This is a genomic window from Pseudomonas sp. S5F11 (genome assembly GCF_019641515.1).
GTDB classification, from domain to species: Bacteria; Pseudomonadota; Gammaproteobacteria; order Pseudomonadales; family Pseudomonadaceae; genus Aquipseudomonas; species Aquipseudomonas rhodesiae.
This window is the reverse complement of the sequence record NZ_JAIFJZ010000001.1, coordinates 5,161,423-5,177,870: the sequence shown is the minus strand read 5'-3', so window position 1 is coordinate 5,177,870 and position 16,448 is coordinate 5,161,423. Positions and strand designations below refer to the sequence as shown.

General features: G+C 59.6%; 19 protein-coding genes. 1 reads left to right on the top strand and 18 read right to left on the bottom strand.

Translation table 11 applies throughout. The features are described 5' to 3' along the window. Positions 1 to 27: 27 nt before the first annotated feature. From K1567_RS23485 to K1567_RS23415, 15 genes are all read right to left on the bottom strand, one after another. The gene (locus K1567_RS23485; RefSeq protein ID WP_025854156.1) at positions 28 to 633 is read right to left on the bottom strand and encodes a DUF4823 domain-containing protein; all 606 of its coding nucleotides are present in this window, start codon (positions 631 to 633) and stop codon (positions 28 to 30) included. An 87-nt stretch (positions 634 to 720) separates the two neighbouring features. Beyond that, complete coding sequence (locus tag K1567_RS23480; protein WP_047882806.1) at positions 721 to 1,689, bottom strand: GTP 3',8-cyclase MoaA; 969 nt, start codon at positions 1,687 to 1,689, stop codon at positions 721 to 723. A gap of 107 nt (positions 1,690 to 1,796) precedes the next feature. After that, positions 1,797 to 2,456 (bottom strand): TetR/AcrR family transcriptional regulator, encoded by a 660-nt coding sequence (locus K1567_RS23475; protein WP_034099884.1) that lies wholly within the window; start codon positions 2,454 to 2,456, stop codon positions 1,797 to 1,799. 443 nt (positions 2,457 to 2,899) lie between these two features. Beyond that, positions 2,900 to 3,685: a TatD family hydrolase gene (locus K1567_RS23470; RefSeq protein WP_034099885.1), complete on the bottom strand. Its 786-nt coding sequence runs from the start codon at positions 3,683 to 3,685 to the stop codon at positions 2,900 to 2,902. 65 nt (positions 3,686 to 3,750) lie between these two features. Next, positions 3,751 to 4,740 (bottom strand): DNA polymerase III subunit delta', encoded by a 990-nt coding sequence (locus tag K1567_RS23465; RefSeq protein WP_034099886.1) that lies wholly within the window; start codon positions 4,738 to 4,740, stop codon positions 3,751 to 3,753. Then, a complete protein-coding gene (tmk, locus tag K1567_RS23460) occupies positions 4,733 to 5,365 on the bottom strand; it encodes a dTMP kinase (protein ID WP_047882807.1) in 633 nt (210 codons plus the stop codon). The genes K1567_RS23465 and tmk overlap by 8 nt, the downstream gene beginning before the upstream one ends. 19 nt (positions 5,366 to 5,384) lie before the next feature. Further along, positions 5,385 to 6,494 (bottom strand): endolytic transglycosylase MltG, encoded by a 1,110-nt coding sequence (mltG, locus tag K1567_RS23455; RefSeq protein ID WP_034099888.1) that lies wholly within the window; start codon positions 6,492 to 6,494, stop codon positions 5,385 to 5,387. Position 6,495: 1 nt separating this feature from the next. Then, on the bottom strand, positions 6,496 to 7,311 hold the full coding sequence (gene pabC / locus K1567_RS23450) for an aminodeoxychorismate lyase (RefSeq protein WP_034099889.1): 816 nt from the start codon (positions 7,309 to 7,311) through the stop codon (positions 6,496 to 6,498). Beyond that, complete coding sequence (fabF, locus tag K1567_RS23445; protein WP_034099890.1) at positions 7,311 to 8,555, bottom strand: beta-ketoacyl-ACP synthase II; 1,245 nt, start codon at positions 8,553 to 8,555, stop codon at positions 7,311 to 7,313. The genes pabC and fabF overlap by 1 nt, the downstream gene beginning before the upstream one ends. A gap of 128 nt (positions 8,556 to 8,683) precedes the next feature. Continuing rightward, the gene (gene acpP, locus K1567_RS23440) at positions 8,684 to 8,920 is read right to left on the bottom strand and encodes an acyl carrier protein (protein WP_016973676.1); all 237 of its coding nucleotides are present in this window, start codon (positions 8,918 to 8,920) and stop codon (positions 8,684 to 8,686) included. 193 nt (positions 8,921 to 9,113) lie between these two features. Beyond that, complete coding sequence (gene fabG, locus K1567_RS23435) at positions 9,114 to 9,857, bottom strand: 3-oxoacyl-ACP reductase FabG (protein ID WP_034099891.1); 744 nt, start codon at positions 9,855 to 9,857, stop codon at positions 9,114 to 9,116. A gap of 31 nt (positions 9,858 to 9,888) precedes the next feature. Further along, on the bottom strand, positions 9,889 to 10,827 hold the full coding sequence (gene fabD, locus K1567_RS23430; protein WP_047882809.1) for an ACP S-malonyltransferase: 939 nt from the start codon (positions 10,825 to 10,827) through the stop codon (positions 9,889 to 9,891). 127 nt (positions 10,828 to 10,954) lie between these two features. Further along, positions 10,955 to 11,965, bottom strand: coding sequence for a phosphate acyltransferase PlsX (gene plsX, locus K1567_RS23425; protein ID WP_080758776.1), 1,011 nt, complete (start codon positions 11,963 to 11,965; stop codon positions 10,955 to 10,957). A gap of 4 nt (positions 11,966 to 11,969) precedes the next feature. Then, a complete protein-coding gene (rpmF, locus tag K1567_RS23420) occupies positions 11,970 to 12,152 on the bottom strand; it encodes a 50S ribosomal protein L32 (RefSeq protein WP_003179396.1) in 183 nt (60 codons plus the stop codon). A 13-nt stretch (positions 12,153 to 12,165) separates the two neighbouring features. Next, the gene (locus tag K1567_RS23415) at positions 12,166 to 12,696 is read right to left on the bottom strand and encodes a YceD family protein (RefSeq protein WP_034099894.1); all 531 of its coding nucleotides are present in this window, start codon (positions 12,694 to 12,696) and stop codon (positions 12,166 to 12,168) included. A 105-nt stretch (positions 12,697 to 12,801) separates the two neighbouring features. On the opposite strand from K1567_RS23415, the gene K1567_RS23410 reads away from it, so the two are divergent. Then, entirely contained in the window at positions 12,802 to 13,380 is a 579-nt protein-coding gene (locus K1567_RS23410) for a nucleoside triphosphate pyrophosphatase (RefSeq protein ID WP_169868629.1), read from the top strand. Between the two features lie 133 nt (positions 13,381 to 13,513). On the opposite strand, the gene K1567_RS23405 is transcribed toward K1567_RS23410, so the two are convergent. From K1567_RS23405 to rluC, 3 genes are read right to left on the bottom strand one after another with little or no spacing between them, the layout of a single operon-like run. Further along, on the bottom strand, positions 13,514 to 14,497 hold the full coding sequence (locus tag K1567_RS23405) for a S49 family peptidase (RefSeq protein ID WP_034099896.1): 984 nt from the start codon (positions 14,495 to 14,497) through the stop codon (positions 13,514 to 13,516). 21 nt (positions 14,498 to 14,518) lie between these two features. Continuing rightward, positions 14,519 to 15,181 carry an HAD-IA family hydrolase gene (locus tag K1567_RS23400; protein WP_034099897.1) on the bottom strand — a complete coding sequence of 221 codons (663 nt, stop codon included), beginning with the start codon at positions 15,179 to 15,181 and terminating at the stop codon, positions 14,519 to 14,521. Further along, entirely contained in the window at positions 15,168 to 16,127 is a 960-nt protein-coding gene (gene rluC / locus K1567_RS23395; RefSeq protein WP_034114867.1) for a 23S rRNA pseudouridine(955/2504/2580) synthase RluC, read from the bottom strand. The genes K1567_RS23400 and rluC overlap by 14 nt, the downstream gene beginning before the upstream one ends. Positions 16,128 to 16,448 lie beyond the last annotated feature (321 nt).

Below are 16,448 nucleotides of genomic sequence, written 5' to 3'. Positions count from 1 at the left end.
GGGTTCTCCCTTGTTTACGTGCCGGACCTACTGATCACTCATCCCCAGCAAGCCTCGTGCGTACTGCGCCAGGGGGCGGGCAATCAGGTCTTGTGGCTTGTTGTCGTGGAATGTCAGTAAACCGCCACGACTGCGAATACGTGCAGTATCAATCAAATATTGGGTGCTGGTCTCGATCAACATGATCTGGATAACGCCGCTGTCCAGGCCAACACGGTCGAGCGCCTCTTGATCGGCCCACTCATCGGCATTACCGATACGGTCGTCGGCCTTGGCGAAGCGGCAGTACAGCAGGTAATGAGCGCCCGCCGCACGGGCTTCGGCCATGGCTTGCTCAAGGCCTTCAGGTTGGCGGGCGCGACGCACCATGGGGAAATATTCGACGAAACCATTGAAGGCTTCCTCAGCCACCACGTTCGGACGCGGATAGGCACTGCCCGGCGGCACAAACGCGCCCTGGGCGATAAAAATAAAGGAATCCGGCTGCACACGAATCGACGCCGTGCGGCGAGTGTCGCTGTGATCCAGCAACCCGGCGTCACTCATCTGATAGCGGGTGCCTTCGGCCATATCGCTGACGGTCATGCAACCACTCAGCGTCAACGACGCCAGCAACAAAACCAGACTACGCATCCTATTCCTCCAGAAGCCGGTGACGGAAAACCGGCGAATGGGCACGAGATGCAGAATCTGGGCCAGGGGAGGCGCGCGCATGCGGCATTAGCCGCCGATGATTTTCATGATGGTTGCGCCGCCGGAGAACGCCACTTCCTGCTTATCACCCAGGGCTTTCATCAACAAACCCTGCAAGGCCGGCAGCGCCTGATGACGGGGCTTGTCGAGCAAGTCGCCGACATAGTGGCGGTTGCTCGACGACAGGCAGCCATGCAACCAACCGGTGGACGACAGCCGCAACCGCGAGCAAGTACGGCAGAACGGCACGCTTTCGTTGGCGATCACGCCGAAATGGCCTTTGCCCGGCACTTCATAGCGCACCGCCGTGGCGTCCACTGGGGCATTGGCTTGCAAGTATTCGTAGCGTTCGCCGATCAGGCTCAACAGTTGTTGCAGGCTGACGAACTGCTGCAGAAAGGCATTGGAATCCTTGGCCAGGTGGCCCATGCGCATCAACTCGATAAAGCGCAACTCGTAGCCGCGCTCCAGACAGTAATCGAGCAGCGGCATCACCTGATCCAGGTTCTGGCCGCGCAATGGCACCATATTGACCTTGATCTTGAGCCCGGCGGCGCGAGCCTGATCCATGCCATCGAGCACGGTGGCCAGGTCGCCGCCACGGGCAATGCTGCGGAACGCGCCGGCGTCCAGGGTATCGAGGGAGACGTTGATACGACGGATGCCGGCATCCACCAGCAGCGGCAATTTGCGAGCGAGCAGTTGGCCATTGGTGGTCAGGCTGATATCGCCCAGCCCCAACTGGCCCACGGCACCGAGGAAAGCTTCCAGCTTGGGACTGACCAGCGGCTCACCGCCGGTGATGCGCAAACGCTCGATGCCGGCCGCTTCAATCAGGTACGCCACGCCACGGGCCATGGCCTCGGCCGAGAGTTCGTCCTGGGCAGCCACCAGCCGCTTGCCATCAGGCACGCAGTAGGTACACGCGTAATTGCAGGCTGAGGTCAGGCTGATTCGCAAATTGCGAAAACGCCTGCCTTGACGATCAACGATCATGGATCACTCCGGCAGAGGATAATTCGGGCGCACTGAAAGCTGACCTATAAATCAGCTTTTAGCAAGATCCTTGCCTGAGTATATTCCTGGGTTACTGCGCCTGGCAGCTAATCTTGACTGGCGGGCGTGGCTTCAAGCGCCGGTTCGGAACTGTGCTTGCGCTTGTTGCCCATACGCACACCGATATCCATCAGGAACTGGAAAAACCCTTCCTGATCTTCCAGCACATTGCTCCAGAACGGCGAGTGATACAGCGCCACGGCGCCGTGCACCAACGCCCAGGCGGCGCAATAGTGGAAATACGGCGGTACATCCTCCAGCTTGCCTTCGCTGATACGGCCTTTGATCAGGAGGGTCAGGCGTTCGAAGTTCGAGGCGCGGATCTTGTGCAACTCCTCAACCATTTCCGGTACCTGATGGCCTTTGACCACCTTCTCTTCCAGACGGTCGAAGAGGCGGTAGCGCTGGGGGTCACGCATACGGAATTCGAAGTAGGCGCGGGACAGGGCTTCCTTGTCCTTGTCCACGTCGGCCGAATGCAGCAACTCGTTCAAATCGCGCTCGTAGTCGAGCATCAGGCGCAGGTAGATCTCGGCCTTGGACTTGAAATGTTTGTAGATGGTGCCTTTGCCGATACCCACGGCATCCGCAATCATCTCGACGGTGACGCTGTCTTCACCTTGTTCGAGGAACAACTTGAGCGCGGTGTCGAGAATTTCCTGCTCTCGGCGGCGAAACTCACGGACCTTACGGGGTTCTTTGTGCATGAGGAAGAGGTCTGCAGAGGTCGGTAGAGGGAGGGCCATGCAAGGCCACGGATACGTGGCGATACGATTTAGCCGATGCGAGGGATTATCCCGACTGAACGGTCGTTGGGCAACGCCTATGTGAACCCACTCTGCACTTTAATGACAGCATGCCAACGAATCAGCGGTTATCAGTCAGAAATAATACGCAACACGCACCCATGACCATGGCGTCGATGAGAACTCAACTGAAGCGCACGTATTCCAAATCTGTTTAAAAAACGATCAGGGGCGACTGGACTGAATCGGATACTGATCAATACTTCAACTGTCGGCGTGACATCTCCCCCAAGTGAAACGCCGATCTGGGTACCGACGGACTGCGTGCCCTTGTTTACTCCTAATGGTCTTAGCCCGGATTCACCCCCCAGAACCCGGGTTTTTTTTGCCTGGGATTTGGTCCCTCAAGCGGCGACATGAGCCAACGGGAACAGGCGTTTGAAGTTCTCGGTGGTCTGTTCGGCGAACCGCTCGTAGGGCACACCGCGCAGCATCGCCAGGTAATCCGCTACATCACGTACGTACTCCGGCAGGTTCGGCTTACCGCGATGGGGGATAGGGGCCAGATACGGCGAGTCGGTTTCCACCAGCAGACGGTCGGCCGGTACTTGTCGCGCCACGTCGCGCAGGGCATCGGCATTGCGGAACGTGACAATCCCCGACAAGGAGATATAGAAACCCAGGTCCAGGGCGGCCTTGGCCATGTCCCAGTCCTCGGTGAAGCAATGCAGCACACCGGCCTGGGGCAAGGCGGCTTCGCGCAGCAGCGTCAATGTGTCGGCACGGGCGCCACGGGTATGGACGATCACCGGTTTACCGGTCTGCTGGGCGGCTTGCAGGTGCAAACGGAAGGACGCCTGCTGCAACTCGGCGGCTTCGGGCTCGTAGTGGTAATCCAGGCCGGTCTCGCCAATGGCCACCACGCGTGGATGATTGAGCTCTGTCAGCAGCCAATCGAGCGCTGGCGCTTCACCAGGCTTGAGGTCCAGCGGGTGGATACCCACCGAACAATCCACATCGGCGTAGCGCTCGGCGAGGGCTTTGACATCAGCGGCGTTTTCGGCGCTGACGCCGATGCACAGGAAATGCCCTACCCCGCGCTGGCGCGCGGCTTCAAGCGCAGCGTCAAGGGACCCGGCATGCTGGGCGAGGTCAAGGCGGTCAAGGTGGCAATGGGAATCTACGAGCATAAGAAGGTACGACTAAAGTCACGGTAAATGTCTGACCAACGATACACCCGTCGGCCATCGAAGGATCAACGGCGCCCGAGCAGGCCAACCCATTGCACCAGCAGCGCTTCAAGCAGCAGCACACGGTTGAGGTTGGCTTTGCCGAGGACTTTCTGGCGCTGGGCAAGGATCCAGTCTTGGATAGTCAGCACCTTGGCCTGGGGGCTTTTCTGCGCGAGGTATTGCACCACTTTGCGCATATCCGGCAGACCCAGGCCGGCTTCGTCCTGGGTCAGTTGGTAGCGCAGGATCAGACTGGACCAGTCGCAGAACCAGTCGAACAACAGCAGCAGAGGGATATCCTTCCAGGCCGTCTCGGCCAACTGAGTGGCGGACAGCTCCTGCTTGAGCAGTTTCTTCACTCCATCGACCACCAGGGCCCGCTGCTCACGCACGCCTTGGGCCTGCAGCTTGACGGCCGCCAATGGCGAGCCGGCCGCCAGGGTCAGCAACTCCACGCGCTCCTCAGCGGAGCAATCCGGCAGGGCCTGCGCCAGCCATTGCACACTCATCGCCTCGCTTGGCAGAGGGCAAGCCTGCTGCACGCAGCGGCTGCGAATGGTGGGCAACAAGCGGCTGGACTGGTGACTCACCAACAACAGAACAGTGTCGCCGGAAGGCTCTTCGAGGCTTTTAAGCAGGGCATTGGCAGCATTGATGTTCATCGCCTCCACCGGCTCGATCAGCACCACTTTGCGCCCGCCCATCTGCGCGGTCTGCACCACGAAGCTGACCAGATCGCGCACTTGGTCGACCTTGATCGCCTTGTCGGCCTCCTCCGGTTCGAGCAGGTAGTTATCCGGATGACTGCCCGCCTTGAGCAACAAGCAGGATTTGCACTCGCCGCAAGCCTCCAGATTGACCGGCCGTTGGCACAACAGACTGGCCATCAAGCGCTCGGCCAGATGGCGCTTACCGATGCCCGCCGGCCCATGCAGCAAATAGGCATGGGCATGCTGGGCACGTCCGGCCAACTGCTGCCAAAGGCTGTCTTGCCACGGATAGGCTTCAGCCACGGGCGCGCTCCAGCAGCGCGGGCAACAGCGCATCGATGGCCTGTTGCACATTGGCCAACGGTTGCGCCGCATCCAGCAGGTGATAGCGCGCAGGTTCGGCCTTGGCGCGCGCGAGGAAAGCGCGACGCACGGCGTCGAAGAACACCTGGCCTTCCAGCTCGAAACGGTCCAGACGGCCACGGGCACTGGCGCGCGCCATGCCCACTTCCACCGGCAGATCGAACAACAGGGTCAGGTCCGGGCGCAGGCTGCCCTGTACAAAGGTTTCCAGCGTGGCTATGCGCTCCAGGGGTAAGCCGCGACCACCGCCCTGGTAGGCGTAGGTCGAATCGGTGAAACGATCGCAGATCACCACGGCGCCGCGGGCCAGGGCCGGACGGATCACTTCGGCAAGATGCTGGGCGCGGGCGGCGAATACCAGCAGCAGCTCGGTGTCCGGATTCATCTGTTCTTCGCCCGGGGCCAACAGCACGTCACGGATGCGTTCGGCCAGAGGCGTACCGCCAGGCTCACGGGTCAACACCACCTCGATCCCTTCGGTGCGCAAGCGCTCGGCCAAGTAGTCGCGGTTGGTACTTTTGCCGGCGCCTTCCGGGCCTTCCAGGGTAATAAACAAGCCAGTCACAGGCGGTCCTTAGTCAGAGTCATTGCGGGCTTTGCGGCGCGGCGGTGTCCGGCACCGCCTCGGCCGGAGGTGCCGCCTCTTCCGGCGGCTTCACCACCGGTGCCGGGCTGGAGCGGTAATCGGCCCGACGCTTGAGCTGAAACTCGCGCACGGCCGCATTATGCGCATCCAGATCATCCGAGAAAATATGGCTGCCATCGCCACGCGCGACAAAATACAGGCTACTGCCCGGTGCGGGGTTCAACGCCGCATGGATCGCCTCACGGCCGACCATGGCGATCGGTGTCGGCGGCAACCCGGCCACCATGTAAGTGTTGTAGGGGTTGGCTTCCTTGAGATGGGCGCGGGTCAATTTGCCGTTGTAGCGCTCGCCCAGGCCGTAGATCACCGTGGGATCGGTCTGCAGCAACATGCCGATCTTCAAGCGGCGCACAAACACACCGGCAATCTGACCGCGCTCCTCCGGTACGCCGGTTTCCTTCTCCACCAAAGACGCCATGATCAGCGCCTGGTAAGGATCGGTGTAGGGCGCATCAGCGGCGCGCTTACTCCACTCCTGAGCCAGGACATCGTCCAAGCGGTTATAGGCTTTTTTCAGGAATTCGACGTCAGTCATGCCCCGCACAAAGCGGTAGGTATCGGGAAAGAATCGCCCTTCGGGGAATACACCAGGATGACCGAGCTTATCCATGACTTCGCTGTCGGTCAGGCCCGCCAAGGTCTGTACGATCTTTTCGTGCTTGGCCAACGCCGCCCGCACCTGACGAAAGTTCCAGCCTTCCACCAACGTGAGGCTGTATTGCACCACTTCGCCACGCTGCCACAAACCGATCAGCCCCTGGGCAGTCATGCCGGGGGTCATGCGATATTCACCGCTATGCAGCGGTTGGCCGTCCAGGTTGAAGCGCCAGTACAAGCGCAACCAAAAGGCGTCGTCGAGCACACCGTCGGCTTCGAGGCGATTGAAGGTACCGGTGGGGGTTGCCCCGGCCGGTACATCAAGCAATTGCTCCTGGGTCAGCTTCAAGGGCTGCTTGAGGGCAGAGTCGAGTTTCCAGGCAGAAAAGCCCAACAGCAGACCGGCGGAAAACAGACCGATCAGCAGCAGTACAACCAGTTTTCGTATCAACTCAAATATCCAATAGGGCGCGAACAATGCCCTGCAGTTTACGGGTGAGCGGGCCAACCGACCAGCTCATCGCCGCGCACTCACGCACCGGCCAAATGCCATAAACGCTGTTGCAGACGAAGACTTCGTCCGCCTGCCGTAACTGCTCGACATTGATGTCGGCCACGGCCACCGGGATGCCCAGCGCTTCGGCCTGAGCCAGAATCTCGGCACGCATGACGCCAGCAACCCCGCAACGCTTCAGATCGGCGGTTAGTAACAAACCGTTGCTTACGATAAATAAATTACTGAACACGCCTTCGATGACACGTTCGGACATATCCAGCATCAAGCCTTCGGCATGCTCGGGGTCCTGCCATTCGGCACGGGCAATCACTTGTTCCAGCCGGTTCAGGTGTTTGAGACCGGCCAATAGCGGTTGCTCGGCCAGACGAGTAGCACACGAAAACAAACGAATGCCGTCGATTCCGTGGGCCAGGGGATAGGAGGCGGGCGGGCTGCCCTGCACAATGCGACGCACCGCTGCGTCGGGGTTCATGCCGTAACCGCGCAGGCTGTCGCCACGGGTGAGAATCAACTTGAGAACGCCTTCGCCGAGGCCGGCGGCGTAGGCCAGCACTTCATTGCGCACAAGGCGGTGGTCGACCTTTAAAGCGAGGCGCCGGCAACCCTCTTCCAGGCGCTGCAGATGCCGGTCGAGCAGCACGGGCCGCCCGGCCTTGACGGCAATGGTCTCGAATAGACCATCGCCGTATGCCAGGCCCCGGTCTTTCAGGGGCACGGTGTCCGCTGGCTGACCGTCGACCCAGCAGTGCATCACTCGGCGAACCGGCGGAACACCAGGGAGCCGTTGGTGCCACCAAAGCCAAACGAGTTGGAGATGGCGACATCGATCGGCATCGGCTGGGCTTCGTGAGGCACGAAGTTCAGGTCGCAGCCTTCGTCCGGCTCATCCAGGTTGATGGTCGGCGGTGCGACCTGATCCTTGATGGCCATCACGCTGAAGATCGCCTCAACCGCGCCCGCCGCACCCAAGAGGTGACCGGTCATGGACTTGGTGGAGCTGACCGCCAGCTTGTAGGCGTGCTCGCCGAACACCGACTTGATGGCCTCGGCTTCCGCCAGGTCGCCGGTCGGGGTCGAGGTACCATGAGCGTTGATGTACTGCACCTGGTCGGCATTGACCTTTGCATCACGCAACGCATTGGTGATGCAGCGCGCGGCGCCAGCACCATCGGACGGTGGCGAAGTCATGTGGTAGGCGTCGCCACTCATGCCAAAGCCAATCAGTTCGGCATAGATGGTGGCACCACGCGCCTTGGCGTGTTCCAGCTCTTCCAATACCAAGGCACCGGCACCGTCGGACAACACGAAGCCATCACGGCCCTTATCCCAGGGACGGCTGGCGCGGGTCGGCTCATCGTTGCGGGTCGACAGCGCACGAGAGGCACCGAAGCCACCCATGCCAAGGCCGCAGGCGGCCATTTCGGCGCCGCCGGCAATCATCACGTCCGCCTCGTCATAGGCAATGTTGCGCGCCGCCATGCCGATGCAGTGGGTGCCCGTGGTGCAGGCCGTGGCAATTGCGTAGTTGGGTCCCTGTGCGCCCAGGTGGATGGACAGGAAGCCGGAAATCATATTGATGATCGAGCCTGGCACGAAGAACGGCGAAATCCGACGTGGGCCCGTCTCATGCAGCGTGCGGCTGGTTTCTTCGATATTGGTCAAACCGCCAATGCCCGAACCCATGGCTACGCCGATACGCTCACGGTTGGCGTCAGTGACTTCCAAGCCAGCATTACGCACTGCCTGAAAACCAGCGGCCAAACCGTATTGAATGAACAGGTCGAGTTTGCGGGACTCTTTGATCGAGAGATATTCCTCGACGTTGAACCCCTTTACCGAGCCGCCAAAACGGGTGGAATAGGCAGAAAGGTCCGTGTGTTCGATCAGACCAATACCACTGCGGCCAGCCAGAATGCCCTGCCAACTGCTCGGCACATCTGTACCCAGTGGCGACAACATACCCATACCGGTGACTACGACGCGTCTACGCGACACAGCACTCTCCTTTTTCTTGATGACGACACTTTGCTTCAGCGCTCACTTTTCATTGGAGCTAAAGAAAAAACCGCACGCCGTTACAGCAGTGCGGTTTTTCCCTGACAGCAAGCGACGACTACAAACTATTACGCCTGGTGGGCAGTAACGTAGTCGATAGCAGCTTGAACAGTAGTGATTTTTTCAGCTTCTTCGTCCGGGATTTCGGTCTCGAATTCCTCTTCCAGAGCCATCACCAGCTCAACGGTGTCAAGGGAGTCGGCACCCAGGTCTTCAACGAAGGAAGCGCTGTTGGTCACTTCTTCTTCTTTAACACCCAGTTGCTCGGCAACGATTTTCTTGACGCGCTCTTCGATGGTGCTCATACCTTGTTTTCACTCCTAATGGACAAATTCAGGCAGCTGGCCAGTGGGTAAGTGTATAGAAAGCCTTTTCAGCTTTTCAACTGAAAGCTTCACCCTGTACCCCGAACGACCCTCTGCCTATAAATTAAGTTGCAGCTTTATAACGGATTTTAGACAGCTCGTATGACATTTTTTTGAAGCGATCCGTCACAATTTAACTCATGTACATCCCGCCGTTCACCGGGATTGTAGCCCCAGTCACGTATGCCGCACCGTCAGATGCCAGGAAAGTGACCACATTCGCGATCTCTTGAGCCTGGCCCAGACGGCCCAGCGGAATCTGCGTCAGCAAGGCTTCACGCTGTGCTTCCGGCAGTTCGCGTGTCATATCGGTGTCGATGAACCCTGGGGCTACCGAGTTGACCGTAATCGAGCGCGAACCGACTTCACGCGCCAGTGCGCGGCTGAAACCTTCCAGGCCGGCCTTGGCGGCTGCGTAGTTTACTTGGCCTGCGTTGCCCATGGCACCCACTACGGAACCAATATTGATAATTCGGCCCCAGCGCGCCTTGGTCATGCCGCGCAAAACGCCCTTGGACAGGCGGAACAGACTGTTCAAGTTGGTATCGACCACGTCGTACCACTCGTCGTCTTTCATGCGCATCATCAGGTTGTCGCGGGTGATACCGGCGTTGTTTACCAGGATCGACGGCGCACCGAACTGTGCAGTGATCTCGGCCAGTACAGCAGCCACGGACTCATCATTGGTCACGTTCAGTTCAAGGCCAGTGCCCTGAACGCCGTTTTCCTTCAGGGTCGCGGCAATACGCTCGGCGCCCGAAGCGGAAGTGGCGGTGCCGATCACGACGGCGCCCTGACGGCCCAGTTCCAGGGCGATCGCCTGACCAATGCCACGGCTTGCGCCGGTAACCAGTGCAACTTTACCTTGCAGACTCATGCAGGCTTCTCCTAAGTTCGGAATTCAGGGTTCAGGCCAGTGCCGCGCGAGCGGCAGCGAAGGCATCCGGGGTATTGAGGTTGGATGTCGAGACGCCATCGGCGCAGCGCTTGTTCAGGCCAGCCAGGACCTTGCCCGGACCGCACTCAACCAGCTCGGTGGCGCCGTTGGCGGCCAGGGTCTGAACCGACTCAACCCAACGCACCGGCTTGTAGAGCTGCTCCAGCAGGTCGCGCTTGAGGGTGTCGAGGTCGGCCACTACCGCTGCGCTGACGTTCTGTACCAACGGGATCTGCGGCGCCTGCCAGTTGATCGCAGCGATGGACTCGGCAAAACGCTCGGCCGCCGGACGCATCAGCTCGCAATGGGACGGCACGCTCACCGGCAACGGCAGCGCACGCTTGGCACCACGCGCCTTGCAACCCTCAATGGCGCGCTCGACGGCGGCCTTGGCACCGGCAATCACCACCTGGCCAGGGGAATTGAAGTTGACAGCGCTGACCACTTCGCCCTGAGCGGCTTCGGCGCAGGCTTCGATCACCACCGCGTCGTCCAGACCCAGGATAGCGGCCATGCCGCCCTGCCCGGCCGGAACGGCCTCTTGCATCAACTGGCCACGACGCTCGACCAGCTTGACCGCTTCACCGAGGGTCAGGCTGCCCGCCGCCACCAGCGCGCTGTATTCGCCCAGACTGTGACCGGCGACGAATGCGGGACGCGCGCCGCCCTCTGACAGCCACAAGCGCCACAGGGCAACCGAGGCAGTCAGAATCGCCGGTTGGGTTTTATCGGTTTGATTGAGTTGCTCTTCCGGCCCCTGTTGGGTCAGTGCCCACAGGTCGTAACCCAAGGCATCGGAAGCTTCCTTGAAAGTGTCCAGGATCAACGGGTATTGCGCGCCCAGCTCGGCCAACATGCCGAGGGACTGCGAACCCTGCCCTGGAAAGACGAATGCGAGGGATGTAGACATGTAACAAGCCCCTAATGATCTGGTCGTCGGAAAATGATCGCTCCTACGGTGGGAGCGCACGAAACTGACAGATTGGATGGTCAATTGAACTGGTCGGTCACATTTAAGCATTCCTGGACCAATTCGCCTAAGGCAACAGATCCCCGAGACGGCCGTGCAGGCGTTGCGGCAGGTTTTCCTGGATCTCGATCACCGCGCGGGCAATCGCACTCTGAAAACCTTCCACCCCCGCCGAACCGTGACTTTTCACCACAATGCCTTGCAAGCCCAGAAAACTCGCACCGTTATGCCGCGCCGGCGCCAGATCAGCCTGCAGGCGACGCATCAATGGCAGCGCTAAAACGCCCACCAGACGCGAGACCAGGCTCTGTCTGAACAACGACTCGATGCGTGTGGCAATCATAGTCGCCAGCCCTTCGCTGGATTTAAGCAGGATGTTACCCACAAAGCCGTCGCACACCACCACGTCCGCTTCGCCCCGGTACAAACCGTCACCTTCGACGAAACCGATGTAATTCAAGCCCCGCGCTTGTTGCAACAAGGCCGCGGCGAGCTTGACCTGCTGGTTGCCCTTGATGTCTTCGGTGCCGATGTTCAACAGCGCCACGCGCGGGCGGGCCACTCCCAGGGCCTCCGCCGCCACCGAGCCCATCACAGAGAACTGGAACAGGTGCTCAGCAGTGCAATCCACATTTGCCCCGAGGTCCAGCAACTGGCAATAGCCTGTTTGCGTGGGAATCGCCGCCACCATGGCGGGCCGGTCGATCCCAGGCAAAGTCTTGAGCACATGCCGCGACAACGCCATCAAGGCCCCGGTATTGCCGGCGCTGACACAGGCCTGCACCTTGCCGTCGCGCAACAATTCCAGGGCCACCCGCATCGAAGAGTCAGGTTTACCGCGCAGGGCCGCCGCCGGTTTTTCATCCATCGTGATGGTTTCGCTGGCCGGCACAATGCTCAGGCGCGCGCGATCCACCGCCGGATGGCTGGCAATCAGTTCTTCAAGAAGGGAGGGTTGACCGACAAGGGTCAGGTGCAGCGAGGGTGTTGCAGACAGGCTGGCAACGCAGGCCTGAACAATGCTGCGGGGACCGAAGTCCCCGCCCATTGCGTCAATCGCGATGACGAGAGCAGACAAGTGATTACTCGTCAGCGCCCTTGTCGATCACTTTACGGCCACGGTATACGCCTTCTGGCGATACGTGGTGACGCAGGTGAACTTCACCAGTGGTCTTTTCCACGGACAGAGTGCTTGCCTCGAGAGCGTCGTGCGAACGGCGCATGTCACGAGCGGAGCGGGATTTTTTGTTCTGCTGAACAGCCATAATTGATTAACTCCTAAACGTTTGGGTCACGCTTTAACTGCGCCAATACACTGAACGGGTTGGACCGCGTTACCTCGTCCTCGCTCGGTTCGGGCTCGTCATCGAGGCCCGCCGGCTGCTGGCATTCTTCCGGATGATGAGCAGGCACAATGGGCAAGGCGAGCAGAAGCTCCTCCTCGATCAGTGCATGCAGATCCAAAGGATCTTCGCCCAGTTCCAGCACGTCATAACCTTTCGGCAACGACTGGGTATTCGCACCCTCCTTCACCACGGCGTAACTGCATTCGCTGTGGATCGGCAGGGTGACCAGCTCAAGACAACGCTGGCAAACCATTTTGACTTCGGTGTCGATAAAGCTGTGAATTACCACAGATTTACGTTCATCTCGTTCAAAAACGAATTTGGCCTGCACCGTACCGACAGTGTCGGAAAGCGGGTCGCAGAGTCTCTCCAAATCGGCCAGCAGCACTTCACCTTGAAGGGAGGTGCCACGATCAGCCAATTTGCGCGGGTCAACGTGAGGTGGAATCGGGTCATTCAACATAGGCGCAGCATTATAGGGATGCACCCGGCCATGTCAAAGGAAATTCAGCCCTGTGCGTCAGCCGGTCACCCCGCTAGAATCCCGGCCTGCCCTGAGGAGTCGCCCATGCTGCCTTTATTACTCGCATCCAGCTCGGTTTATCGCCAGCAATTGTTGAACCGCCTGCACCTACCGTTCATCTGCAGCTCTCCGGATATCGATGAAAGCCATCGTCCAAATGAGCCGGCCGTGGAGCTGGTCAAACGCCTGGCCGAAGAGAAGGCCCGAGCGTTGGCCGCCAGCTATCCGGGGCATTTGATTATCGGTTCGGACCAGGTGGCCGCGCTCGACGGCCGGATCATCGGCAAGCCGCATACATTCGAGAACGCCCGCGAGCAGTTGCTGGCGGCAAGCGGCAAGCGTGTCAGCTTTCTTACCGGACTGGCATTGCTCAACAGCGAAACTGGGCGCTGCCAAGTCGATTGCGTGCCTTTTATAGTGCATATGCGCAAGCTGGACATTGAGCGCATCGAACGCTACCTGCGCATCGAGCAACCATTTGACTGCGCGGGCAGCTTCAAAGCTGAAGGCTTGGGCGCGAGCCTGTTCCAGAGCACCGAAGGGCCGGATGCCACCAGCCTCGTCGGTTTACCCCTGATTCGACTGGTGGACATGCTGCTCAGCGAAGGCGTGCAGGTCCCTTAAGAACACCGCAAAACCCATTGTGAGAGGGAGCTTGCTCCTGACAGTATTGGATCAGCCAATCTGTCTGTAGCACCACAGCAATCAGGGGCAAGCCCTCCCCCTCCCACATTTTGGCTATGTCAGCCTGACTATCTCAACGCAACGTTGGACCTTGAAAGCCCATATAGAGCGCCAGTTTTTCAGCCACGCTGGCGCCGAGCTTTTTGGAAAACCGATCGAATGGCGACTCCTCAACGGTGAAGTCCACCAGTTCTTTCTCACCAATCACATCCCGCGCCACCGAACTGGCACTGCCCAAGCCGTCGATCAACCCCAACGGCAACGCCTGCTCGCCGGACCAGACCAGGCCGGAAAACAACTCAGGGTGCTCCTTGTCCTTCAGACGATCGCCTCGGCCCTGCTTGACGCTGGCAATGAACTGGCGATGAGTGGTATCAAGCACGCTCTGCCAGAACTGCGTTTCATCGGGCTTCTGCGGCTGAAACGGGTCAAGAAACGCTTTGTGCTCACCCGAGGTGTAGGTACGGCGCTCCACGCCAAGCTTTTCCATGGTGCCGACAAACCCGTAACCGGCCGCCGTCACGCCTATGGAGCCCACTAGACTGGCCTTGTCGGCGTAAATCTGGTCAGCCGCACTGGCAATGTAATAGGCACCGGAGGCGCCAAGATCAGAGATCACCGCGTACAGCTTGATGTCCGGATGCAGAGCGCGCAGACGACGAATCTCGTCATACACATAGCCCGACTGCACAGGACTGCCGCCCGGGCTATTGATGCGCAGGATCACACCCTTGACCTTGGTGTCTTCGAACGCGGCGCGCAGACTGCTGACAATATTGTCGGCACTGGCAGGCTCTTTATCGGCAATCACCCCACGCACTTCGATCAGCGCGGTGTAGTTGGCGCTGCGGGTCGCGCTTTTCTCCATATCCATTAATGGACTGAACAGCGCCAGCATGATCAACAAGTAAGTGAAGGTCAGCAGCTTGAAGAAAATCCCCCAGCGCCGCGAGCGACGCTGCTCCTGCACACTGGCCAGCAGGGTTTTCTCCAGCAGTTTCCAGCTTTTGTCGTCGCTGCTTTCAGCCTTTTCGGGCGCTTTCCACTCGTCACTCATGCCATAAACCCCAGCAAAGACTTATTGAGCCCGATTGAGCCAGGCGTGCAATTCAGAAAAATGATCGATCGTGACCCTGGGCTCGTACTGCTGCAACGCCTCGGGCGACTGCGCGCCGTAACTGACGGCCACACTGTCCATACCCGCATTGCGCGCCATCATCAGGTCAAAGGACGCATCCCCCACCATCAACGCCTCACGCGGGGAAACAGCGCAATGGGCCAGAATCTCCTCCAACATCAGAGGGTGAGGCTTGCTGGCGGTTTCATCGGCTGCGCGGGTGATATCGAAATAATCTTCAAAACCGTGGGCCTTGAGTACCCGATCCAAACCGCGACGGGCCTTTCCGGTGGCGACAGCCAAGTGGTAGCCATCGGCACGGAACGCCTCCAGGGATTGGCGCACACCCTCGAACAAAGGCGAAGGCTCGGCCTCCAGTGCAATGTAGTGATCGGCGTAGTGCTCACGGAATGCGAGCAACTCTTGATCGGCGATCTGCGGATACAAGGTACGAATCGCCTCAGGCAAGCCCAGGCCGATGATGCCTTTGACCGCCCGGTCGCTGCACAGCTCGAACCCCGAGCGGGTCGAGGCCATGTGCATCGATTCGACGATGCGACCAATGGAGTTGGCCAGGGTCCCATCCCAATCGAAAATCAGCAGTTTGTAGTCACGGTGCGACACTCAAACGCTCCACGGTCTTGGCCCACATCTCATCAACCGGCGCCTGCAGCTTGAGCTCACCGCCATCGGGCAGCGGCACGGTCAGCATATAGGCGTGAAGGAACAGGCGTTTACCGCCCAGATCGCGAATTTCCTTGGAAAAATCTTCATCGCCATACTTGGTGTCACCGGCAATGCAGTGACCAGCGTGCAGGGTGTGCACGCGGATCTGGTGGGTACGCCCGGTAACGGGTTTGGCCTCCACCAGCGTGGCGAAGTCGCCGAAGCGGCGCAGCACCTTGAACAGAGTCAGCGCCTCTTTGCCCTCCTCGTCCACCTCCACCATGCGCTCGCCGGAGCGCAAGTTGCTCTTCTGCAACGGCGCACGAACGCTCTTGATAGAACTGGCCCAGTGGCCCCGCACCAGCGCCATGTAGCGCTTATCCACGCCATCGCCGCGCAGAGCGGTATGCAGATGACGCAGCATGCTGCGTTTTTTGGCGATCATCAGCAGGCCAGAGGTGTCGCGGTCCAGACGGTGCACCAATTCCAACTCCTTGGCATCCGGGCGCAACTGACGAAAGGCTTCGATCACGCCGAAATTCAGGCCGCTGCCGCCGTGCACCGCAATGCCGCAGGGCTTGTTGATCACGATCAGCTTGTTGTCTTCGAAGACTATCGATGCTTCCAAGCGCTGAAGCAGGCCTTGTGCCAGCGGCACCGGCTCGTCGCGCTCAGGCACCCGAACCGGCGGCACACGGACGATATCGCCCGCCTGCAATTTATACTCGGGCTTGATCCGCCCCTTGTTCACGCGCACTTCGCCTTTACGCAAGATGCGGTAAATCAAGGTCTTGGGCACGCCTTTGAGCCTGGCCAGGAGAAAATTGTCGATGCGTTGGCCGGCATATTCCGGCGAGACCTCAAGCAGCTGAACGCTGGGGGTCGGGGGGGCGGTAGTTGTCATGGCGGCGATGATAACAATTTTTTATGGAATTGAAGCACTTAATCATTACTGCTATAGTCGCGAACGCCGCCAAAAGCGGCCTGGCCAGAGGACTTGCGGCAGACTGCCGGCCCTGACCATCGCAATTCATCAGGACGCGAGGCCGTCCTACGGGGCGTTTGCCACCCTGGAAAGCTCAAAGTTGTAACAAGCGCAGGTGACATGAGGCCTGAAGCGAGTGCCAAAAGCAGAGTGAATACTCGCGTTTGGCGCCGATATTTACGGCCAGTTCACAAAGTGCAGTCAGTTTTGAGCCAGACCATGGCGAATGCTTCGGAAACA